Below are 17,804 nucleotides of genomic sequence, written 5' to 3' on the forward strand. Positions count from 1 at the left end.
CTTTAGCACAAAGGGGCGGGTTGCTTTACGGCAACCCGCCTTTATTACGGGAGATGACACCAATCGCAGAATAGCGAAATTGCCACGATTTGCCTCTAGTTTAAACTCATAAGAATAAGTTTAAAACTTTTCAAGCTATAAGAGCACGCTATCTAGCACAGCAATTTTTGTATTTTTTCCCACTACCACATGGACACAGTTGATTTCTTCCAACCTTTCCTGTTTGTTTAGCTTTACTCCAACGTTGTGCTTTTATATCGGCAGATAACAATTTCAAACGTTTTATATCCTCAGGGGGAATATCTATACACCGGAGATGCTCAAAATCAATGTCAACTACATGTAACTGTTCGTTGAAAAACAATTCAAACAGAGTTCGCTCTGCTTCTGCTGCAATTAGCATTGTAGCGTAGCAGTGATCCCGCGCAAAGTTATCTTGCATTTTTGGAAGTTTAGGATCCCAGCAGACAATGTTGATTTTAGTTTCACCCAAAGTCACTATCGGTTGAATCGTACCTCTTTCCCTTTGCTTCACCAGAACTTGGTCTATTAATGAAGCAATATTATCCCGCCACTCTCCACCACAATCCAATAGCGCAGAAGCGGCCTTTCGTCGTCCTAACTTTTTTTTGTTTGCGAGAGCATTAATGATCTCCTCAAGCCTTGCCGGCATATCCTGCTTCAATGGACAAAGAGTATTTTTATCCTCAAGTTTTTTTGCGTAGTATTCATCAATTTTTGAGCTAAACCCATGATAGAAGATTTTGTTAGCCCCAGACAGGTTTAAAGGCTTACTAGCATATGCATTGCGATCGAGATATAAGCCTAAGTGGTCCATTTCATCGTTGAGCATCATATGTTCGGTACTAAAAGCTTTTTTTCTTTGTTCAGCATAATGAAGGAACACAAGGGGATTAGAAAATATGTCAGCGTAAATTCGCAAATCATCTATGGAAAAAGCCCATATTGGATTTTCTCCGATATCAATTCCGAGACCTTTTAATTGTTCAGGCTGGCACGCAAGTTCTGTGAACGAGTCTAACGTCAATACGCAGACATTGAGTTGATAATAATCTGCGGCAGAGAGGGTTCCTACCTCATTATGTGCATTGTCATATAAAGATACTATTGGTCTACTTTTTAAATATTGCAAAAAACGCATTCCCTGCATTGCAGGCTTGTAAACAAGATTCTTTAAGGATGCAATGTAGCTTGGAAAATCTGTAGCTGGAGATGTATATGTAAATGATCCAGCCTTAACTTCAACAATAAAAAGATGATCTTCGTAACAAATGATAATGTCAGATTCAGCCCATTCATTTTTATTTTGCAATGGGTAGACTACTGACTTATAAATCGTTGCCCCAGGAAGAATCCTTTCGAAGAATTCAACTGGCAAGCTCTCCGAAATTTCTTGCTGCTTGCTCGCCCAAATAGGCTTGTAGTCTGGCCTATTTTCGAAAATAACACGTTGCATTTGCCTATAAAAATTATCAAACAGATTATGGCACTCGAAACAGTAGTATCTTCCTTCCACCTTCAAAAAAGGGCGTTTAAAAACGGGCCACACTTTGAGAGGCCAACCACGCATTTCTTCACCCGAAAAAAAATCAGCCTCTTCCCCTTGTTCCCACGAGAACGCATCAAGAAATGCAATTGGCAATTCGGTAATTTTTTGCAGATCATACAAATCATACTCAAAAAAACGCCCAAAAACATCACTTTGCCAATCTTCCCACCCATTATTTCGTACAACATCTTGCATTACATTTTGAATATCCATACCGGATTGGGGGACACGTCTAATATAGTCCTCAAATTCGGCAGTCATTTTTTTCTGAAATTCTTTCAGGTCAACAGTGCATTTCTGTACACCTGAAGATAGTGACGATAAAATTGACGCAACACCCTTCATTATTTGTTCGGTATTCACCCCAAATAAATTTTGGAGAATATCGTCATGTGGAGACAATATTGCAGAATGATGTTCAATTTCGTGAGCATTATATCTGTCACCTCGCACCATACACCAATGCATTTGAGCTAATGTATAGAATCTATCATATTCTAGGTTATAATCTGGATGTATTGTTTTTTCGTATAAAGATCTGCTGGAAAAATAATACGGCAAATCTTTAAACAAACCATTAACGAGGTTCTCAAGCTCCCCATAGGCATCACCAGCAAGATCTTGAATCTTCTCTGCTGGTTTTGTCGATGCAACAATGCTTTGAATGTAATCAATCATCCGCAGAGCTAAAGCGGCATCTTTATCGTTTGCATCGCCATACAGGCCAATAGATGTCCCCACATACTTCCAGTGGGCCTGCTTAAGAAGCTCAAGAGGAGGAAGAGTTGAGACAATTTTAACTATTTTTTGGATTTTGCTATCGATCTTTTCGCAAACTCCAGGATGCTTTTCAGCAGTGGCTTTCTGATACTGTTCAACTTCTTCTTTAGACATGTTATTTTTACAGACGACCTCCTTGCCAAATCGCGCCAGTTCAATTGGGCCAAAGTGAAAGTAGTCATCAGGTTTACGCTGAATTTTTTGAACTTTCCTTTTTTTAGTACTTTTGCCCATGAGACACTCCAACTTTGTTTAAGCGCTAATCTGCATGGCTAACCGCTCAATACATACACAGAATACTTATTTCTGTGAGATAATCCTACACCACAACGCCACTCGTTGAGATTATTATAGTTACCCACAGGGCTACAAATTTTCTTCGCAGATCAAGCCAACGCTGCATGACGGTACGCATTTTGAGCATGCTCTTGCTAAAAACATACCCTTTCTATTGTGTATTAATGATTAGGTTGAAATTCCTCATTATTCACATGCACATTCAGGAATCATTCAGTATTTAATGTTCTTCCAGTGGGTTTTCTGTAGCCATTTTTTTTTGGGGGGGGGCTATTTGATAAAGGCTTAAATGTGAATGGGTAGACCATTTTCAGTCAACACCTGCTCCATCAAAGGGAAGTTAAATGTACGCATAGGTGCTCCATTGCTGGCATCTTGAAGCGCCTGTCGCAGAGTTTGCCCATTCATATATTGCCCGACAACCCTGTTTACATTATAGACTGCAAAAGAATCTGTCCGCCTTGCTGGTTTATTCTTGATGTAGTTCAGAATGGCTGCAAAGCCCCCTATTGGGGCAACGTTCCATATGGTCAATATCAAGAGAATTGCTGTTTGTACTTCTTTATTGAGCGGGTCAATCTCAGTGGCTGGCATTTCTCTTCCCGTCACTTTTCCATGTGGTGCAACATCACCCATCGTTGCTGCATGTATGAACGGGTCAAACAATCGCGGGAAGCTGATGGCAGGCTTATGAAGTTCCTGAAAATCGATAGCGCAACTTCTCCCGACATAGAACACGCCTGAATCGGCTGTGTCCTTTTTGTTCTGATATTCAAAGGCGTAGTACTGGTCTGTGAGAACGCCGCAACATCCTTGCTTGCTTTGTCCCGGAAGAAGTTTGAGGTGCCCGATGCACGACAGCGAGTATTGCCTGACAATCTTGACCTTGGCTTCTTCCCCACGGCAATTTTTTGGAAACGACATGTCGAACTCCTTGTCTTGCTGGATGTTTCAGCTAGCCATTCGAGACAGGAACAGTCAAGAGGCACTTCCACCTAAAACAAACTGATGCTTTGGAATAGAGACAGACATTGAAAATCACACTTTTTCGTCCGCTATACCGTTTTGTTGGACAAAACGATCTCTACAGTAAATCTACCTTGGCGTCTCTTGTCTGCGCTGTCACTGCGAAATGGATTAACTTAAGTTTTTCTCCGCAGATCGAGCCAAAGTATGTATGACGGTATGCATGCTGGCCGCGCACTCGCTAAAAGCATACCCATTTTAGACGCGAAAACGGCGTGTTGCTATCTAAAGCAACACGCCGTTTTTATTACGTATTAATGGCGGAGAGGGTGGGATTCGAACCCACGTAGGAGCTATTAACCCCTAACTCGATTTCGAGTCGAGCGCGTTACGGCCGCTTCGCTACCTCTCCGCAGGCCACAAAGGGCGTTGGGTGCCCCGCTTGCAGCCGAAGGCGGTATATAGCCTATCTTTGGGTGAAAGGCAATGCTTCTGTCTCACAATGGCGCGTCGCCGCTGTGCTTTGTCTCAAAGTGGCTAAGAGTCGCCCGCAATTCCTTTATTTACGTCCCCCCGGCAACCTGAGGGGAACGCCCCCATGGACATAGGCGCAAGCCGAGTACAGCAGGTCATCTGGCCAGGAGGGATCGGGAAGCAGGCCAAGTTTTTCGTCCAGCTCTGCCCTGCCGGGGTAAAAGGCAGCGTGTCCATTCCGCGATATCGCTCTGATCGCGTTTTTCACTCAAACCCTGCAACCCCACCCATAGAGCCTGCCAACGCCGCCTGCTCTTCAGGGCATCAGTCTGCGCCACTCCTAGTGCTTGCCCAGCGCCGCCATGACCTCCAGAGCATCAGCTTGCTCGGGGTCTGTCTGCAAGGCGCGCAGGGCGTTATCTTCCGCAGCCTGTTTTTTACGCCAGGCAAGGTACATTTTCGACATTTTGCCAAAGGTGGAGGCATGCCCGCCAAACGTGCGCAGCACCGCCTGATACACCGCCTCGGCCTTTTCGTATTCCCGCAGTTCCATCCACGCTGCCACGGCCCCGGTGTAGGCCGAGGCCTCGCGAGGCTGAATGGTCATAGCTTCCTCATACATGGCGGCGGCTTCGGCAAATAGCCCGGCAGCGGCAAAAATCTGGCCCATTTGCAGGCGAATGCCGTCCTCGTCGCCAAACTCTTCCACTATGCGCTTCAAAAAAGCGCGCCCCTTGGCAACCTGCCCCTCGCGCAAAAAATCGAGCCCGCTGCTGATGAGCTGCTTTTTCCGCTCCAGCCGGGCCTCCGCCTCCTGCTGCACAGCCTGCTCCGCCGCAGTTTCCAGAATTTTGGCCAGCCCATCCAGCACGGTTGAAAGCGTTGCTTCCTTGCCCGCTTGCAGGGTGATGCTGCGCGGTTTACCCGTATTGCCGGGATCAAGCAGCGGTTGCAGCGCGCTATGGCGCACAATGCCCCCCAAAAATTCCCCGATCTGGATATCCAGTTCCGCCCTTGCGGAACGCATCAGCTTTACCCCGGCCAGAAGCCGCAGCGCTTCACTCATGGTCACAAGGGCGCGCTCAACTTCATCACGCCGCAGATAGCCCATTGCACGGGCGATATTTTCCCTGATTTCTTTGGGAGCAGTTGTCAGCATGCCGAGCCGTCCTCCAGCCAGTGATGCCGCACTGTTTGAGCGTTGTTTCGCAAAATCTGCAAGGCCGCATCCGGCACAAGAAAATCCACATTGCGGCCCGTCAGCCAGAGCTGTCGCACCCGAGAGGCGCTCACCGCCAGCCACGGCACAGAAAGAAAATGCGCCAGCCCGCCCCCCGGCAAGGTCATACACGGGCATGCCGGTAACAATGGAGCGCGCTCTGCGGCATCGGGCCACATGGTTTTAGCGGCGGTGATAAAATCGGCAGAGGTATGCCCCTTGCGGGGCACAACCACAAAATGACACAGCCGGGGCAAATCCAGCCCCTTATGCCATGTGGAGAGCAAGGCAAAATCCGGGCTGCCCAGAATAAAATACAGATCCGTATCCGGCTCTGCCTCACGGTAGGCGCAAAGCGTATCCCACGTATACGACGGCCCCTGGCGCTGAGCCTCCATCCGGTTGCAGCGCAGCCAGGGCAAACCCTGAGCGCAGGCTTCCACCATCCGGGCGCGCAGATCAAAGGGCAGCATGGCGCTCTGCGCCTTGTGCGGCGGCACGGCGCAAGGCACCATATCCACGCCCTGCACAAGGTCGCCCAAGGCCTCGCGGGCCTCAATGGCCAGCCGCAGGTGTCCCACGTGGGGCGGGTTAAAACTGCCGCCAAGAATGGCCCGGCCCGGCGGGGGGGACGCCGCTTCCGCCATCTATACGCGCACCTGCCCCTGGCCAAGCACCACAAACTTGGTGGTGGTCAGTTCGTCCACGCCCATGGGACCGTAGGCATGCAGCTTTGAGGTAGAAATGCCTATTTCCGCGCCAAGGCCAAGCTGCCCGCCGTCGTTGAAACGGCTCGAAGCATTGACCGCCACCATGGAAGCATCCGCCTCGCGCAAAAAGCGCATGGCATGCTCGTGGTTGTTGGTGCAGATGATTTCCGTGTGATTTGAGCCGTAGCGGGCAATGTGATCCAGCGCGGCATCCATACTTTCCACCACGCACACGGCAAGCACCAGAGCATGAAATTCCTGCCCCAGATCATCAGGCCGCTGAGCAACGGCAGTTGCGCCAAGCAGGGGCAGCGATTGCGGGCAGGCGCGAAATTCCACCCCGGCGGCACCAAGCGTTGCCGCCACCTTGGGCAGAAAATCCTTGGCCACGCCGCGGTGCACCAGCAGGCATTCCAGCGCGTTGCACACGCCGGGGCGCTGCACCTTGCCGTTAAAAACAATCTCCGCCGCTGCGTCCAGATCGGCATCCGCATCAATATAAGCGTGGCACACGCCCTTGAAGTGCTTGAGCACGGGCATGGTGGCAGCCTCGGTCACGGCGCGCACAAGGCCCTCGCCGCCGCGCGGAATTATAACATCAATATAGCGGTCGAGCTTGCACAGGGAGTTGACGGCCTCGTGTCCGGGAATGGATACAAGCTGGGCGGCATCGGCGGGCAGTCCCGCCTGGGCCAGCGCATCGCACAGGGCCTTGGCAAGGGCGATGTTTGAGCGCAAAGCCTCGCTGCCGCCGCGCAGAATAACCGCATTGCCCGCCTTGATGCACAAAATGGCGGCATCGATGGTCACATTGGGGCGCGCCTCGTAGATCATGGCGATCACGCCCAGCGGCACGCGCATACGGCCCACAAGCAATCCATTGGGGCGCTGCCACTGGCGTTCCGTAGCACCTACGGGGTCGGGCAGATTGGCCACGTGGCGGCAGGCTGCGCGCATTTCATCCATAATGGCGGGGGTAAGCGTCAAGCGGTCAAGGCGGGGGGCATCCTGCCCGGCGGCACGGGCCGCAGCAAGGTCTTCCGCATTGGCGGCCAGAATTTCGGCCTCCCGCTCCTGCAGCAGTTGCGCCAGCCCAAGCAGGGCTTGCGTTTTGGCATCGGGGTGGGCCTTGGCTATGGCCCTGGCCGCTTCCTTTGCCCGCGCGCCAAGGCGCGACATTTCTTCTGCAGGCGTCATGCATACTCCTTATTGTATTGGCCGGGGCCGCGCAGGCCGCCTGACCAGAGGATATTTGTTTTGACAGAGGGGTTGATTCTGGCCTAAGAAAAAAGCTTCCGTCCAGCTCCGCCGATCATGGAACGCGCAGGGCAAACGCGCGGAAAAACTACGGCGGTTCCGCCTCCCTAAGGAGTTTTGATACATGAATCCGCAAAAGAATCAAGGCGCAGAGGATTCCCCCCTGTTGCGCGACCTTCAGGCAGAAGTCAGCTCCGAAAGCGCCCCCATGCTCCAGTTCATGCTGCGTCACGCTGGCACCATAGCCAGCATTGTGGTGCTGTTTGTGCTGGTTCTGGCGGGTACCGGCATCTGGCGCTGGTACAGCACATCCAGAAACGATGAGGCGCGGCAGTCGCTTGCGCGCATTGTGCTGCAAACCAGCGGCCCCGCGCAGGTCAAGGAACTTGCCGCCCTGGCGGAAAAAGCCCCCTCGGACGTACGGTTTTCCGCCTATCTGGCCTTGGGCCAAAGCGCCATGAGCAACGGCGACAACGCCACCGCCGCGGATGCCTTTGCCAAGGCCGCCAAGGCAAGCGACGGCCCCCTTGCGCTGGTTGCCGGCATGAACGAGGCCGGAGCCATGCTCAAGGCCGGAAAATACGCCGATGCCCTTGCCCAGCTGCAAAAGCTGCAAGCCGCGCTGCCGGGCGAAGTTACCGCTCCCCAGCTCAAGCAGATGATGGCCGAAGCCGCTGTTGCCGCAGGGCAGAGCGAACAGGCCGCCCGCATCTATCTTGCCCTCTCGCGCGAGGCGCAGGGCCTCAACAGCGAATATTTCCGCGCTCGCGCAACCACGCTGGCCCCCAAGATTGTTGAAGAAGAAGCCGCCCAGGCTGCGGCCCCGGCAGCGCCAGACGGCGCTGGGGAAAAATCTTCCGGCAAAGCCCAGTAAATATCTCTTCGCAAGCCCGCGCATGTGCAAACAGCGCGGGCTTGCGTCATTGTAGGCGGGGCCGCATGGGCCGCGCCATTTTGCATCCAGTTGCGGTTCAGGCGATATGCCTGGGCCTGGAGGGAACATGAGCAATCATCCGCTGTTGCAGGGCGCTCGCGGCGAGCGGCACCTGCTGTTGGGAAACGAAGCCATTGTGCGCGGCGCGCTTGAAGCGGGTGTGCATATGGTCAGTTGTTACCCTGGCACTCCGTCTTCGGAAGTGCCGGACACGTTCCACCGCCTTGGCGGCGAGGGCCGCTACCGGCTGGAATATTCCGTCAACGAGAAGGTGGCTATGGAAGTGGCCGCCGGTGCCGCCCTTGGCGGCGCCATGAGCCTCGTGACCATGAAGCACGTGGGCGTCAACGTGGCCGCCGACCCGCTGTTCACCTCCGTTTACACGGGCCTGCCCGGCGGCATGGTCTTGCTGACGGCTGACGACCCAGGCTGTCACTCTAGCCAGAACGAACAGGACAACCGCACCTATGCGCGCTTTGCCCTGCTGCCCTGTTTTGAGCCTGCCTCCGCGCAGGAAGCCAAGGACATGACCCGCGAGGCCTTTCGCCTTGCCCGCGAGCTGCAACAACCCGTGATGCTGCGCACCACCACCCGCATCAGCCACATGCGCGGCGCTGTGGATTTTGACGATCTGCCCGCCACCCAGCCAAAGGTTGAATTCAAGCGTGATCCGGGTCGGTTTGTGCCGGTTCCCGCTGTGGCCCGCAAGCGCCATCAGGTGCTGGACGGCATCATTGAAAAAGCCCGCCAGTTTGCGGAATCCAGCCGCTTCAACACGGTGCATGAACCCCATACGCCCACGCGTCTCGGCATCATCACCAGCGGCGTGGCCCGCAACTATCTGGCCGACGCCCTTTCTGCTGGCGGCTGGGAAGACCGAGTGCGCGTGCTTGAGCTTGGCATGACCTGGCCCCTGCCCACTGCCATGATCACAGAATTTCTGCGCGGCTGCGACCGTGTGCTGGTGCTCGAGGAAGGCGTAGACCTGCTGGAGCAGGACATCCGCGCCCTGGTGCAGAAGCAGGAAATCCACGTGCGCATTGAAGGCAAGGATTCCGGCCTCACCGGTCAGGGTGAATATTCCACCACCCTTGTCATGCGCCGCCTTTCCTCCTGGCTCGACACGCCCTGCCCGGCCAAGCCCGTGCGCAGTGTAGACATGGAACTGCCGGGCCGCCCGCCGAACCTCTGCGCCGGTTGCTCGCACCGCGCCGTTTACTACGCCGCGCGGCAGGTTTTTGGCGACGATGCCTTCTACTCCAGCGACATCGGCTGTTACACCCTGGGTCTGTTGCCGCCCCTGCGCGCTGCGGATTTTCTGGTGTGCATGGGGTCTTCCATCTCCGCAGGCAGCGGCTTTGCCCGCGCATCGGAAAAGCCCGTGGTGGCCTTTATCGGCGATTCCACGTTCTTCCACTCCGGCATGACGGGCCTCGCCAACGCGGTTTTCAACCAGCATGACGTCATTCTGGTCGTTCTGGACAACGGCACCACGGCCATGACCGGGCACCAGCCCAACCCCGGCATGGTGCAGGAGATGCTCGGCTCCATGAGCCAGCACATGGATATTGAAGCCATTGTGCGCGCCATGGGCGTTACCCAGTGCACCAAGGTGCGCTCCTTCAACGTCAAGGCCGTCACCAAGGCGCTGGAAGAAATGAAAGCCCAGAGCGGTGTGCGCGTGCTGATTACCGAAGAGCCTTGCGTGCTGTATGCCCGCCGTCAGCTCAAAAAGGCCCAACCCCAGGTGGCCGAAGTGGCCCAGCAGGGACCGGAAGCCATGCGCTGCCTTGAGCAGCTGGCCTGCCCCGCCTTTTACCGCGAGGGCGACAATCTTGCTGTGGACGCCACGCTCTGCACGGGCTGCATGGTCTGTTTGCAGGTTGCGCCCACGGCCTTCAAGGCGCGGAAGCGGTAGGGAGATATTATGAAGACACAAGAAATGCAGAAGCGGATGCGTATATTCTTTACCGGCGTGGGCGGTCAGGGAACCCTGACGGCCACAACCCTGCTGGCCCGTACGGCTCTGGAAGCCGGACTGGATGTGGTGGCTGGCGAAGTGCACGGCATGGCCCAGCGCGGCGGCGTAGTGGAATCTGTCATGCTGCTTGGCGGCTGGCGTTCCCCCAAGCTGGATTACGGCGAAGCCGATGTGCTGCTGGGCTTTGAACCCCTGGAAACCCTGCGCGCCCTGCCCTACTTGCAGCCCGGCGGCGCAATCTTTTCCAGCAGCGATGCATTGCCGCCCCTCAGCGTTTCGCTGGGCAAGGCAGTGTACCCCGACATGCCGCACATTATGGAAAAGGCCCGTCAGGTTGCGGGGCAGTGCCACTTTGTGCCCTGCCGCGAGCTTGGCATAAAGGCAGGTTCCGTGCAGAGCGGCAACACAGTGCTCCTGAGCGTGGTCTGTTCTTCCGGCGTGCTGCCCTTTGGCGTGGACGCGCTGGAAGCCGCCATCAAAAAATTCCTGCCCGCGAAATTGCAGGAATCCAACCTCAAGGCGCTGGAACTGGGCAAGGCCTACGTGAATAAATAGCGCCTTGCGCGCAGCCCGCCCCTGCTGCGGCGCCTGAGCGTGACCCATTATAAACGCAAGAAGCCCCTTCATTGAAGGGGCTTCTTTTTTGCGGCAGGAATTTCTGCCTTAGCAGTTCTGCATCTGCTCAATGAGGCCTTCAAGATTTTGGGCTTGGGCAGAAAGCCCCGCCACGGCACGCGAGGCCGCGCTCATGGCAACAGCAGTTTGCCGCGAAAGGCTGGTAACATCGCCAATGGTGCGGTTGATCTGGTCAGTGGCCACAGCCTGCTGCTCGCTGGCGGTGGCAATTGCGCTGACCTGATTGGCGGTTTCTTCCACAGTTCCCACAATGCCTTCCAGCGCCTGGCCTGACTGCTGGGCAGCTTCGGTTGCCAGCGAAATTCCCTTTACAGCCTCCTCCACCGAGGCAGCGCTGTGGGCCACGCTTTGCTGAATGGCCTTGATGGCCGTATCCACATCGTGGGTGGAAGCCATTGTTTTTTCCGCCAGTTTGCGCACTTCGTCCGCCACCACGGCAAAACCGCGTCCGGCATCCCCAGCCCGTGCGGCCTCAATGGCGGCATTAAGGGCAAGCAGATTGGTCTGATCCGCAATATCCGAAATAACGTTCATGATACGGGTAATCGCATGCGCATGCCCGCCAAGCTGCTCCATATCATCCTTGAGGCGCAAGGAGGTGGAGCGTACGGTTTCAATACTCTCCAGAGCGTGGCGAACCACCCTGGCCCCGTCCTCTGCTTTTTGGCGGGTTTCTGCTGAGGAGTCAGAGGCAACGGTGGCATTCTGCGCCACCTCGCCCACGGTGGCGTTCATCTGCTCCATGCCAGTGGCGGCTTCCGTGAGCCTTTGAGCCGTGCTGTCTGCGCTTTCTTCTGCCTGCCGGATGGTTTCGCCAACCTGACCGGAGGCAGTGGCCACAACATGGGTCACTTCTTCCAGCGCCTCTGCCACCTGCTGCATGGCTTCTGTTTTTGCACGGGCATCGCGCTCCGCCGCCTCAGCCTGTTGCAGGGCGGCATTGGCCCTGGCGGATTCTTCCCGCGCCTTTTCCGATTCACTGCGCGCACTTTCTATATGCACCTTCAAAGCCTGAACCATAAGCACCAGCGAGGCGTACACCCCCTGTTGGCGGCCAGAGTGCTCAAGGTCATAATCCCCTTCAGCCACGCGGCCCGCTATGAGCTGCAACTGCGCCGGGTCTTTGCCGAGCTGGCGCTTGATGGCAAGCGTGATGCCCGCTGTAACCGCAATGCTGAACAATATTCCCACGATGGCGAGCACGGCCCCGGCCAAGCGCGACTGCCGCGCAATTTCCTGCGCACCTGCCGCTGCCTCCTGACTGCGCTGCACATCGTGCTGCACAAGCTGGTCAAAATAGCGCGCAAGTCGGATGAAGTCAGCTCTGCTACGGGTGAACAGCGCAATGGAGCCATCCGTATCGCCCTCGCCCGCCAGACGGATAATTTCTTCGCGGGTGGCTTCCTCCGCATGCAACTGGGCCATGATATTGCCCCACAGTTCATCATCCACCGGCTCACCAGCCTGCTTACGGACCTCAATCAATGCCTGATAGGCCTCGGCATGATGTGCAAACTGCTTGAGGGCACGCTTGATGCGGTCGCGGTACTCGGCGATGGTGACTTTATCCGTATGCGGAGTAAGCGCCGCCAGATCGGAACGGGCCGAATACAGCAACGACGTCATGGTCTGCACCGCCACAAGCGACGGCACATACTGCTGATCCATATGGCTGACGGCGTGATCAATACGATCGGTATTGACGTAGTACACGCCGAACAGCGCCAGCATAAGAAAAATGATGCTGCTGAACGAAAGAACCAGTTTCGTGGTCAGCTTCATGAGTACTCCCGTAGTTTGCTTGTGCCGCCTTGGGGGCAGCAATAATCGTTACGCTTCAAGCTGGTAATTACTGCCGCTGATGCGTTTGCACTGCTTTTTCAGCGTGGCGGCGGCGCGCGCCAGATCAAAACTGCTCTGAAAGTTGCTGGCATTAACGCCCACAATCGTCAGGGACATGAGCGGGAAGCGCTCTTCAATATTGCTGCGGCTTTTGCCCTCGATGTAACCGCGCTGGACGTCATCGGCGCTGTAAAAGGCAGGCACGCTGTCGTTAAAAGCAGAGATGATGGTTTCGCACACATCAGGGGCCGTAAGGGCATCTGTTACGGCGATAAAGTCATCGCCGCCGATGTGGCCTACAAAATCATCCTCGCTCGCGCTTTCCTTGATGATGGATGAGAGGCGCTTGAGCGCCCTGTCGCCATTTTTAAAGCCGTATTTGTCGTTGTAAGCCTTGAAGTTGTCGATATCGAAGTAGAGAACAATACGCGGCAAACCAAGGCGCACAAGCCGCTCCAGCTCGATATCTATGAGCGCGTTGCCGGGCAGTTCTGAAAGAGGATTGAGCTGGCGCGCGTTGGCGACTTCCAGTTCGATGCTCTTTTCGAGCAGTTCCTTGACTGTTACCACACCCTGATAGCGACCCTCGCGGGTTACGGTGACAAAATCATAGAGTTTGGCGTCATCACGGCGCATGGCCTGCCGCGCTACCAGATCAATGGTGCATTGGTGGTCCACACACAAAAAGGAGCGGTCCATGACCGCTTCCACAGCTTTGTCGGCAAAAAGGGAAAAACCGAATCTGCCGCTTAGTTGCTCGTACAGGCGATTGCGTGTGAGCGCCCCTACGGGCAAATCACCCATAACCACGCACAGCCCGTTGAGTTTGCTGTTTTTTTCGAACAAATCTACCACGCTACGTATGGGCATGTGCGGCGGCACAACGGTGCCTGCGCGGCAAATATGGCGCACATGAAACTTGTGGACGCGCGCGCCAAAAAATCTGTTTTTAATCTTGTTTTCGCGGTGAATGACCTGAAGGGCCAGCGGGTCTACGGCTCTTGGCGTGGGATCTGGCCTGCGGAGAAAATAGCCCTGTCCGTAGGGCACATCAAAACTGATGAGGGTTGCCAGCTCTTCTTCGGTTTCTATGCCCTCGGCAATGATGCGCGTATTGGTGAGCGCCGCAAATTCCTGCATGCTCTTGATGAGCGCCTGCCGGGTGAGGTCTTTATCCACCCCACGTATGAGCTGCATATCGAGCTTGATGAAATGCGGCTGCACGTCAGATATAAGGTTGAGGCCGGAATAGCCTGCGCCCGCATCGTCGATGCTGATCTGGTAATTCTGGCCTTTGTAATGCTCGATAATCTGCTTGAAGCCGCGCAGGTTCACAACCGATTCGCGCTCGGTGATTTCAAAAACAATATCTTCGGCGCTGATGGCAAAGCGGGTCAGGTATTCCTTGGTGAAGCCCATGCCAAAATGGGAATCCTGAATAATGTTGGGATTTACATTAAGAAACAGGCGGATGCCCGTTGGCATCTGGCGGGCGGCGCGCAGGGCGCTACGCCGGAAGAGATGCTCAAGCTCCAGCATGCGCCCATTTTCCAGCGCGCACTGAATAAGGGCCTCTGGACCTTCAAGCGGAGTTCCGGCAGGGCCGCGGCCAAGCGCTTCATAACCAAAAACAGCGCCATCGCGAAGAGAAACAATGGGCTGGAGCACGCTGGTGATGGTCTGGTTCTGAAGTACATCCAGCAAGGCCTGACGACGCTGATCATCATCGGCAGTTGCAACATTCAGTGAAGTTGATGCGGGCGGCGGAACCATGGACGTAGCGCGGCATGGATGTGGGTGCGAATCTGCCAAACTTGCAGGATGCAGCGGCAGATCGCAAAAAGTTTCTACAAATAAATCCTGCGCGGAAGAATCGGGCATGACCCCCTCCACATAAATTGCTGCGATGGTTGGGCTGCGGTCTGCTTGCTCGTGGTGGCCGAGGCATTAATTTCCGGCAGGCACGGCCCTCAGACTCGTAGTCACAAACATCACTAAGCCGATACTATGGCGGGTCTGTTACAGAAATAATTGATTTTGACGGCGAATCAGATTCGTCAGAGATAATTTGAAAAGACAATTACCAAAAAGAAAGAGGGAATTGGGCCCATTGTTACAGCCGCATTACGCGACTTTTGACGACAAGGTTACGGAGGTAAATGGGCGCTTACGCAGGGCCAGATTTTAATTGGGGTTTAGATGGGTGGTAGATGGTCTTTAGTGATAGTCGTGTCTGTCGTGGCAATGATGCCAAGAGCGATTTGCTTGGCTCTACTTAGTTTTATTTTTTGTCCTTCGGTCACTTGATTCCACATCCTGTAGCGCCCTCTCACCACATCGGCGTGCGATTCGCCTCTCAGTTGAGGTGAACCTTTAGATTTTGCTGCCCTTCGGTCACTGTATTCCGCCATCCGCGAAGTTTGGGACGCGGGTGCAGAGCAATTTCTGCTCATCGTAGAGTTTGAGTCTTTTGCTGCCCTTCGGGCATTGTATTCCGCCGCCCGGCGGAGTTTGGGACGCCTGTGCGGCGCGCAGCAAGGCGGGGCCGGTTATGGGGCTACGCCCCCTTCTCGGCCCCCCTTGCATCCCCCCCGAAGCACCCCCAAAGAGGGACTGTCAATAACCCCAGAGTGGCGAGGGCAACGCGGCTGTAGCTCCGGGAGCTTCCTTCCCTCGCTACGCTCGGTCAGGCGATCTCCCTCCGCGCCGCGTAAATGCCAGATGGCGCATTTGCTTTGGATAAAGTCCGTTTCAGCCGACTATCCTGATAACAATTATACTGTTAAAACTGGTCGTTGGCTCAAGCTGTCTCGCCACAATAATTGTTGTCTCTCAACATACTTAGCTTCGCTGCGGGCATCATTACAAGCAAGACGTATTGCTTAATCCCCTAGTCACCTCGAAGCGAAAGCCCCACAGCTAGAAGCCAATGGCGAGTCGTTAACATCATATGTCTTTGGCAGTCAGTAGTTAAAGAAAGGTTGCAGAGTCACGTTCAGCACATACGGGCGAACTGTTGCGATAAACTAGTGTAACCGTATGGAGCCTGAGTCCCTAGATTGTTTATGGTCAGGAGATTGCTGTAGCACCACCTTCCATCCTGTCTTTATGGGGAGTAATTAATAAATGGTTTCAGGGTCACATTGCATCACCTTTTGAATGCGCAAAGTTGCAATGAAATTACACCGCACGCGGCACAGGACACCCTGCCTTTCAACGGGAATGACGTGAAATGGTTGTGGTGCCGCCTTCCATCTTGGCTTTCGCAGGTCGTGATCAGGAGAGGGTTGTGGAGTTGCCTTCCTTAGACTCGCCGGAGCGTGAGCGGAGGCGACGTGCTGGTGTTGGGCGAATTTGCAAAATACGCATTTTTGCGGACTGACAAGGAAAAATTAGTTTTTTAAGCGCAGCGTACTCAAGTACGTGAGCATTAAAAAACCAATTTTGACGCAGTCAGGCCCAAAAAGACGGGTTTGCGTAAATGCGGCTGACGTGCTCTGGACGCAACCAGGAGAAAGCGAGGAAAAACTCCAAAGAGCAAGGGGGGAGTTGGAAGGAAGGAGCAAGGGGGGAATAAAAGACAAAGCCCCTTGCGCTAATAGCAGCAAGGGGCTTTGGAGCGATCGTTGACAGCGGCCTACTTTCCCACATGACGTTATGCAGTATCATCGGCGATGGAGAGCTTAACTTCCGAGTTCGGAATGGGATCGGGTGTACCCTCTCCTCCATGGCTATCAACGAAATTTGTCAAAATATTAATTGACAGGGACGGAAGGATTTTTTTCAAACACAAGCCGCACGGGCTATTAGTACTGGTCAGCTCCACACCTCGCGGCGCTTCCACCTCCAGCCTATCAACGAGGTAGTCTACCTCGGCCCTTTAGGGATTGCTCCAGGGAGAACTTATCTTAAGGCAGGCTTCCCGCTTAGATGCTTTCAGCGGTTATCCCTTCCGCACATAGCTACCCTGCTGTGCCGTTGGCACGACAACAGGTCCACCAGGGGTGCGTCCATCCCGGTCCTCTCGTACTAGGGACAGGCCCTTTCAATTCTCCAGCGCCCACAGAAGATAGGGACCAAACTGTCTCACGACGTTTTAAACCCAGCTCGCGTACCACTTTAAACGGCGAACAGCCGTACCCTTGGGACCTGCTTCAGCCCCAGGATGTGATGAGCCGACATCGAGGTGCCAAACCGCATCGTCGATGTGAACTCTTGGATGCGATCAGCCTGTTATCCCCGGCGTACCTTTTATCCAATGAGCGATGACCCTTCCATTCGGGATCACCGGATCACTAACACCTACTTTCGTACCTGCTCGAGATGTCTCTCTTGCAGTCAAGCTCCCTTATGCGTTTGCACTCGACGGCTGGTTTCCAATCAGCCTGAGGGAACCTTTGCATGCCTCCGTTACTCTTTAGGAGGCGACCGCCCCAGTCAAACTACCCACCAGACACTGTTCCCTCACCGGATAACGGTCGAGGGTTAGGGACCTGAAAAAACAAGGGTGGTATTTCAACAATGACTCCCCCCATACTAGCGTACAGAGTTCACAGTCTCCCACCTATCCTACACATGCAGTTCCAAATCCCAATGTCAAGCTATAGTAAAGGTGCACAGGGTCTTTCCGTCTTTCTGCGGGTACACGGCATTTTCACCGCGACTTCAATTTCACCGAGTCTCTGGCCGAGACAGTGTGGAGATCGTTACGCCATTCGTGCAGGTCGGAACTTACCCGACAAGGAATTTCGCTACCTTAGGACCGTTATAGTTACGGCCGCCGTTTACCGGGGCTTCAATTCGAAGCTTCGCTTGCGCTGACCTCTCCTTTTAACCTTCCGGCACCGGGCAGGCGTCAGTCCGTATACGTCGTCTTTAGGACTTCGCACAGACCTATGTTTTTAGTAAACAGTCGCCACCACCATTTCTCTGCGGCTCCCTCAGGCTCGTTAAGTGAATTAACTTCACCCGGAGGAGCACCCCTTCTTCCGAAGGTACGGGGTTATTTTGCCGAGTTCCTTGGCCAGAGTTCTCTCGAGCGCCTTGGATTATTCATCCCACCCACCTGAGTTGGTTTGCGGTACGGTTTGCACATCCTAAACTTAGAAGATTTTCTAGGCAGTATAGGCTCAACAGCT

Annotated in this window: 10 protein-coding genes, 1 tRNA gene and 2 rRNA genes (1 of these 13 only partly in view); 3 read left to right on the forward strand and 10 right to left on the reverse strand. The window is 54.4% G+C overall.

Going from position 1 to position 17,804, the window contains the following annotated elements:
- Positions 1-148: 148 nt before the first annotated feature.
- From ACUZ9Q_RS12240 to ACUZ9Q_RS12265, 6 genes are all read right to left on the reverse strand, one after another.
- On the reverse strand, positions 149-2,584 hold the full coding sequence (locus tag ACUZ9Q_RS12240) for a YecA family protein (RefSeq protein ID WP_449247970.1): 2,436 nt from the start codon (positions 2,582-2,584) through the stop codon (positions 149-151).
- A 348-nt stretch (positions 2,585-2,932) separates the two neighbouring features.
- Positions 2,933-3,571 (reverse strand): hypothetical protein, encoded by a 639-nt coding sequence (locus ACUZ9Q_RS12245; protein ID WP_449247971.1) that lies wholly within the window; start codon positions 3,569-3,571, stop codon positions 2,933-2,935.
- A gap of 360 nt (positions 3,572-3,931) precedes the next feature.
- Positions 3,932-4,025 (reverse strand) — tRNA-Ser (locus tag ACUZ9Q_RS12250).
- Between the two features lie 402 nt (positions 4,026-4,427).
- Positions 4,428-5,246 carry a tetratricopeptide repeat protein gene (locus tag ACUZ9Q_RS12255; protein ID WP_192113819.1) on the reverse strand — a complete coding sequence of 273 codons (819 nt, stop codon included), beginning with the start codon at positions 5,244-5,246 and terminating at the stop codon, positions 4,428-4,430.
- Entirely contained in the window at positions 5,240-5,953 is a 714-nt protein-coding gene (gene nadD, locus ACUZ9Q_RS12260) for a nicotinate (nicotinamide) nucleotide adenylyltransferase (RefSeq protein WP_215648511.1), read from the reverse strand. Before nadD ends, ACUZ9Q_RS12255 begins: the two co-directional genes overlap by 7 nt.
- Positions 5,954-7,213: a glutamate-5-semialdehyde dehydrogenase gene (locus ACUZ9Q_RS12265; RefSeq protein WP_215648509.1), complete on the reverse strand. Its 1,260-nt coding sequence runs from the start codon at positions 7,211-7,213 to the stop codon at positions 5,954-5,956. It abuts the gene before it with no gap.
- A 184-nt stretch (positions 7,214-7,397) separates the two neighbouring features.
- Between ACUZ9Q_RS12265 and ACUZ9Q_RS12270 the strand changes: the two genes are divergently transcribed.
- The 3 genes from ACUZ9Q_RS12270 to ACUZ9Q_RS12280 all read left to right on the forward strand — a co-directional run bounded on the left by ACUZ9Q_RS12270 (position 7,398) and on the right by ACUZ9Q_RS12280 (position 10,743).
- Entirely contained in the window at positions 7,398-8,147 is a 750-nt protein-coding gene (locus ACUZ9Q_RS12270; protein ID WP_215648507.1) for a tetratricopeptide repeat protein, read from the forward strand.
- A gap of 127 nt (positions 8,148-8,274) precedes the next feature.
- Complete coding sequence (gene iorA / locus ACUZ9Q_RS12275) at positions 8,275-10,125, forward strand: indolepyruvate ferredoxin oxidoreductase subunit alpha (protein WP_192113815.1); 1,851 nt, start codon at positions 8,275-8,277, stop codon at positions 10,123-10,125.
- Between the two features lie 9 nt (positions 10,126-10,134).
- Positions 10,135-10,743 (forward strand): indolepyruvate oxidoreductase subunit beta, encoded by a 609-nt coding sequence (locus ACUZ9Q_RS12280; protein WP_192113814.1) that lies wholly within the window; start codon positions 10,135-10,137, stop codon positions 10,741-10,743.
- Positions 10,744-10,851: 108 nt separating this feature from the next.
- Here ACUZ9Q_RS12280 and ACUZ9Q_RS12285 read toward each other — a convergent pair whose 3' ends face one another.
- The 4 genes from ACUZ9Q_RS12285 to ACUZ9Q_RS12300 form a co-directional block, all read right to left on the reverse strand.
- Positions 10,852-12,606, reverse strand: coding sequence for a methyl-accepting chemotaxis protein (locus ACUZ9Q_RS12285; RefSeq protein ID WP_227119403.1), 1,755 nt, complete (start codon positions 12,604-12,606; stop codon positions 10,852-10,854).
- 48 nt (positions 12,607-12,654) lie between these two features.
- Positions 12,655-14,547 (reverse strand): bifunctional diguanylate cyclase/phosphodiesterase, encoded by a 1,893-nt coding sequence (locus ACUZ9Q_RS12290; protein WP_192113812.1) that lies wholly within the window; start codon positions 14,545-14,547, stop codon positions 12,655-12,657.
- A gap of 1,743 nt (positions 14,548-16,290) precedes the next feature.
- Positions 16,291-16,405 (reverse strand): 5S ribosomal RNA (gene rrf, locus ACUZ9Q_RS12295).
- 46 nt (positions 16,406-16,451) lie between these two features.
- Positions 16,452-17,804, reverse strand: a 23S ribosomal RNA gene (locus ACUZ9Q_RS12300); it runs 1,581 nt beyond the window's last position.

Source organism: Desulfovibrio desulfopostgatei (genome assembly GCF_053570645.1).

What these genes read in the sequence shown, in the direction of transcription:
- ACUZ9Q_RS12240 (WP_449247970.1), bottom strand. Translation starts at nt 2,584, where the DNA reads ATGGGCAAAAGTACTAAAAAAAGGAAAGTTCAAAAAATTCAGCGTAAA.
- ACUZ9Q_RS12245 (WP_449247971.1), bottom strand. Translation starts at nt 3,571, where the DNA reads ATGTCGTTTCCAAAAAATTGCCGTGGGGAAGAAGCCAAGGTCAAGATT.
- ACUZ9Q_RS12255 (WP_192113819.1), bottom strand. Translation starts at nt 5,246, where the DNA reads ATGCTGACAACTGCTCCCAAAGAAATCAGGGAAAATATCGCCCGTGCA.
- nadD (WP_215648511.1), bottom strand. Translation starts at nt 5,953, where the DNA reads ATGGCGGAAGCGGCGTCCCCCCCGCCGGGCCGGGCCATTCTTGGCGGC.
- ACUZ9Q_RS12265 (WP_215648509.1), bottom strand. Translation starts at nt 7,213, where the DNA reads ATGACGCCTGCAGAAGAAATGTCGCGCCTTGGCGCGCGGGCAAAGGAA.
- ACUZ9Q_RS12270 (WP_215648507.1), top strand. Translation starts at nt 7,398, where the DNA reads ATGAATCCGCAAAAGAATCAAGGCGCAGAGGATTCCCCCCTGTTGCGC.
- iorA (WP_192113815.1), top strand. Translation starts at nt 8,275, where the DNA reads ATGAGCAATCATCCGCTGTTGCAGGGCGCTCGCGGCGAGCGGCACCTG.
- ACUZ9Q_RS12280 (WP_192113814.1), top strand. Translation starts at nt 10,135, where the DNA reads ATGAAGACACAAGAAATGCAGAAGCGGATGCGTATATTCTTTACCGGC.
- ACUZ9Q_RS12285 (WP_227119403.1), bottom strand. Translation starts at nt 12,606, where the DNA reads ATGAAGCTGACCACGAAACTGGTTCTTTCGTTCAGCAGCATCATTTTT.
- ACUZ9Q_RS12290 (WP_192113812.1), bottom strand. Translation starts at nt 14,547, where the DNA reads ATGCCCGATTCTTCCGCGCAGGATTTATTTGTAGAAACTTTTTGCGAT.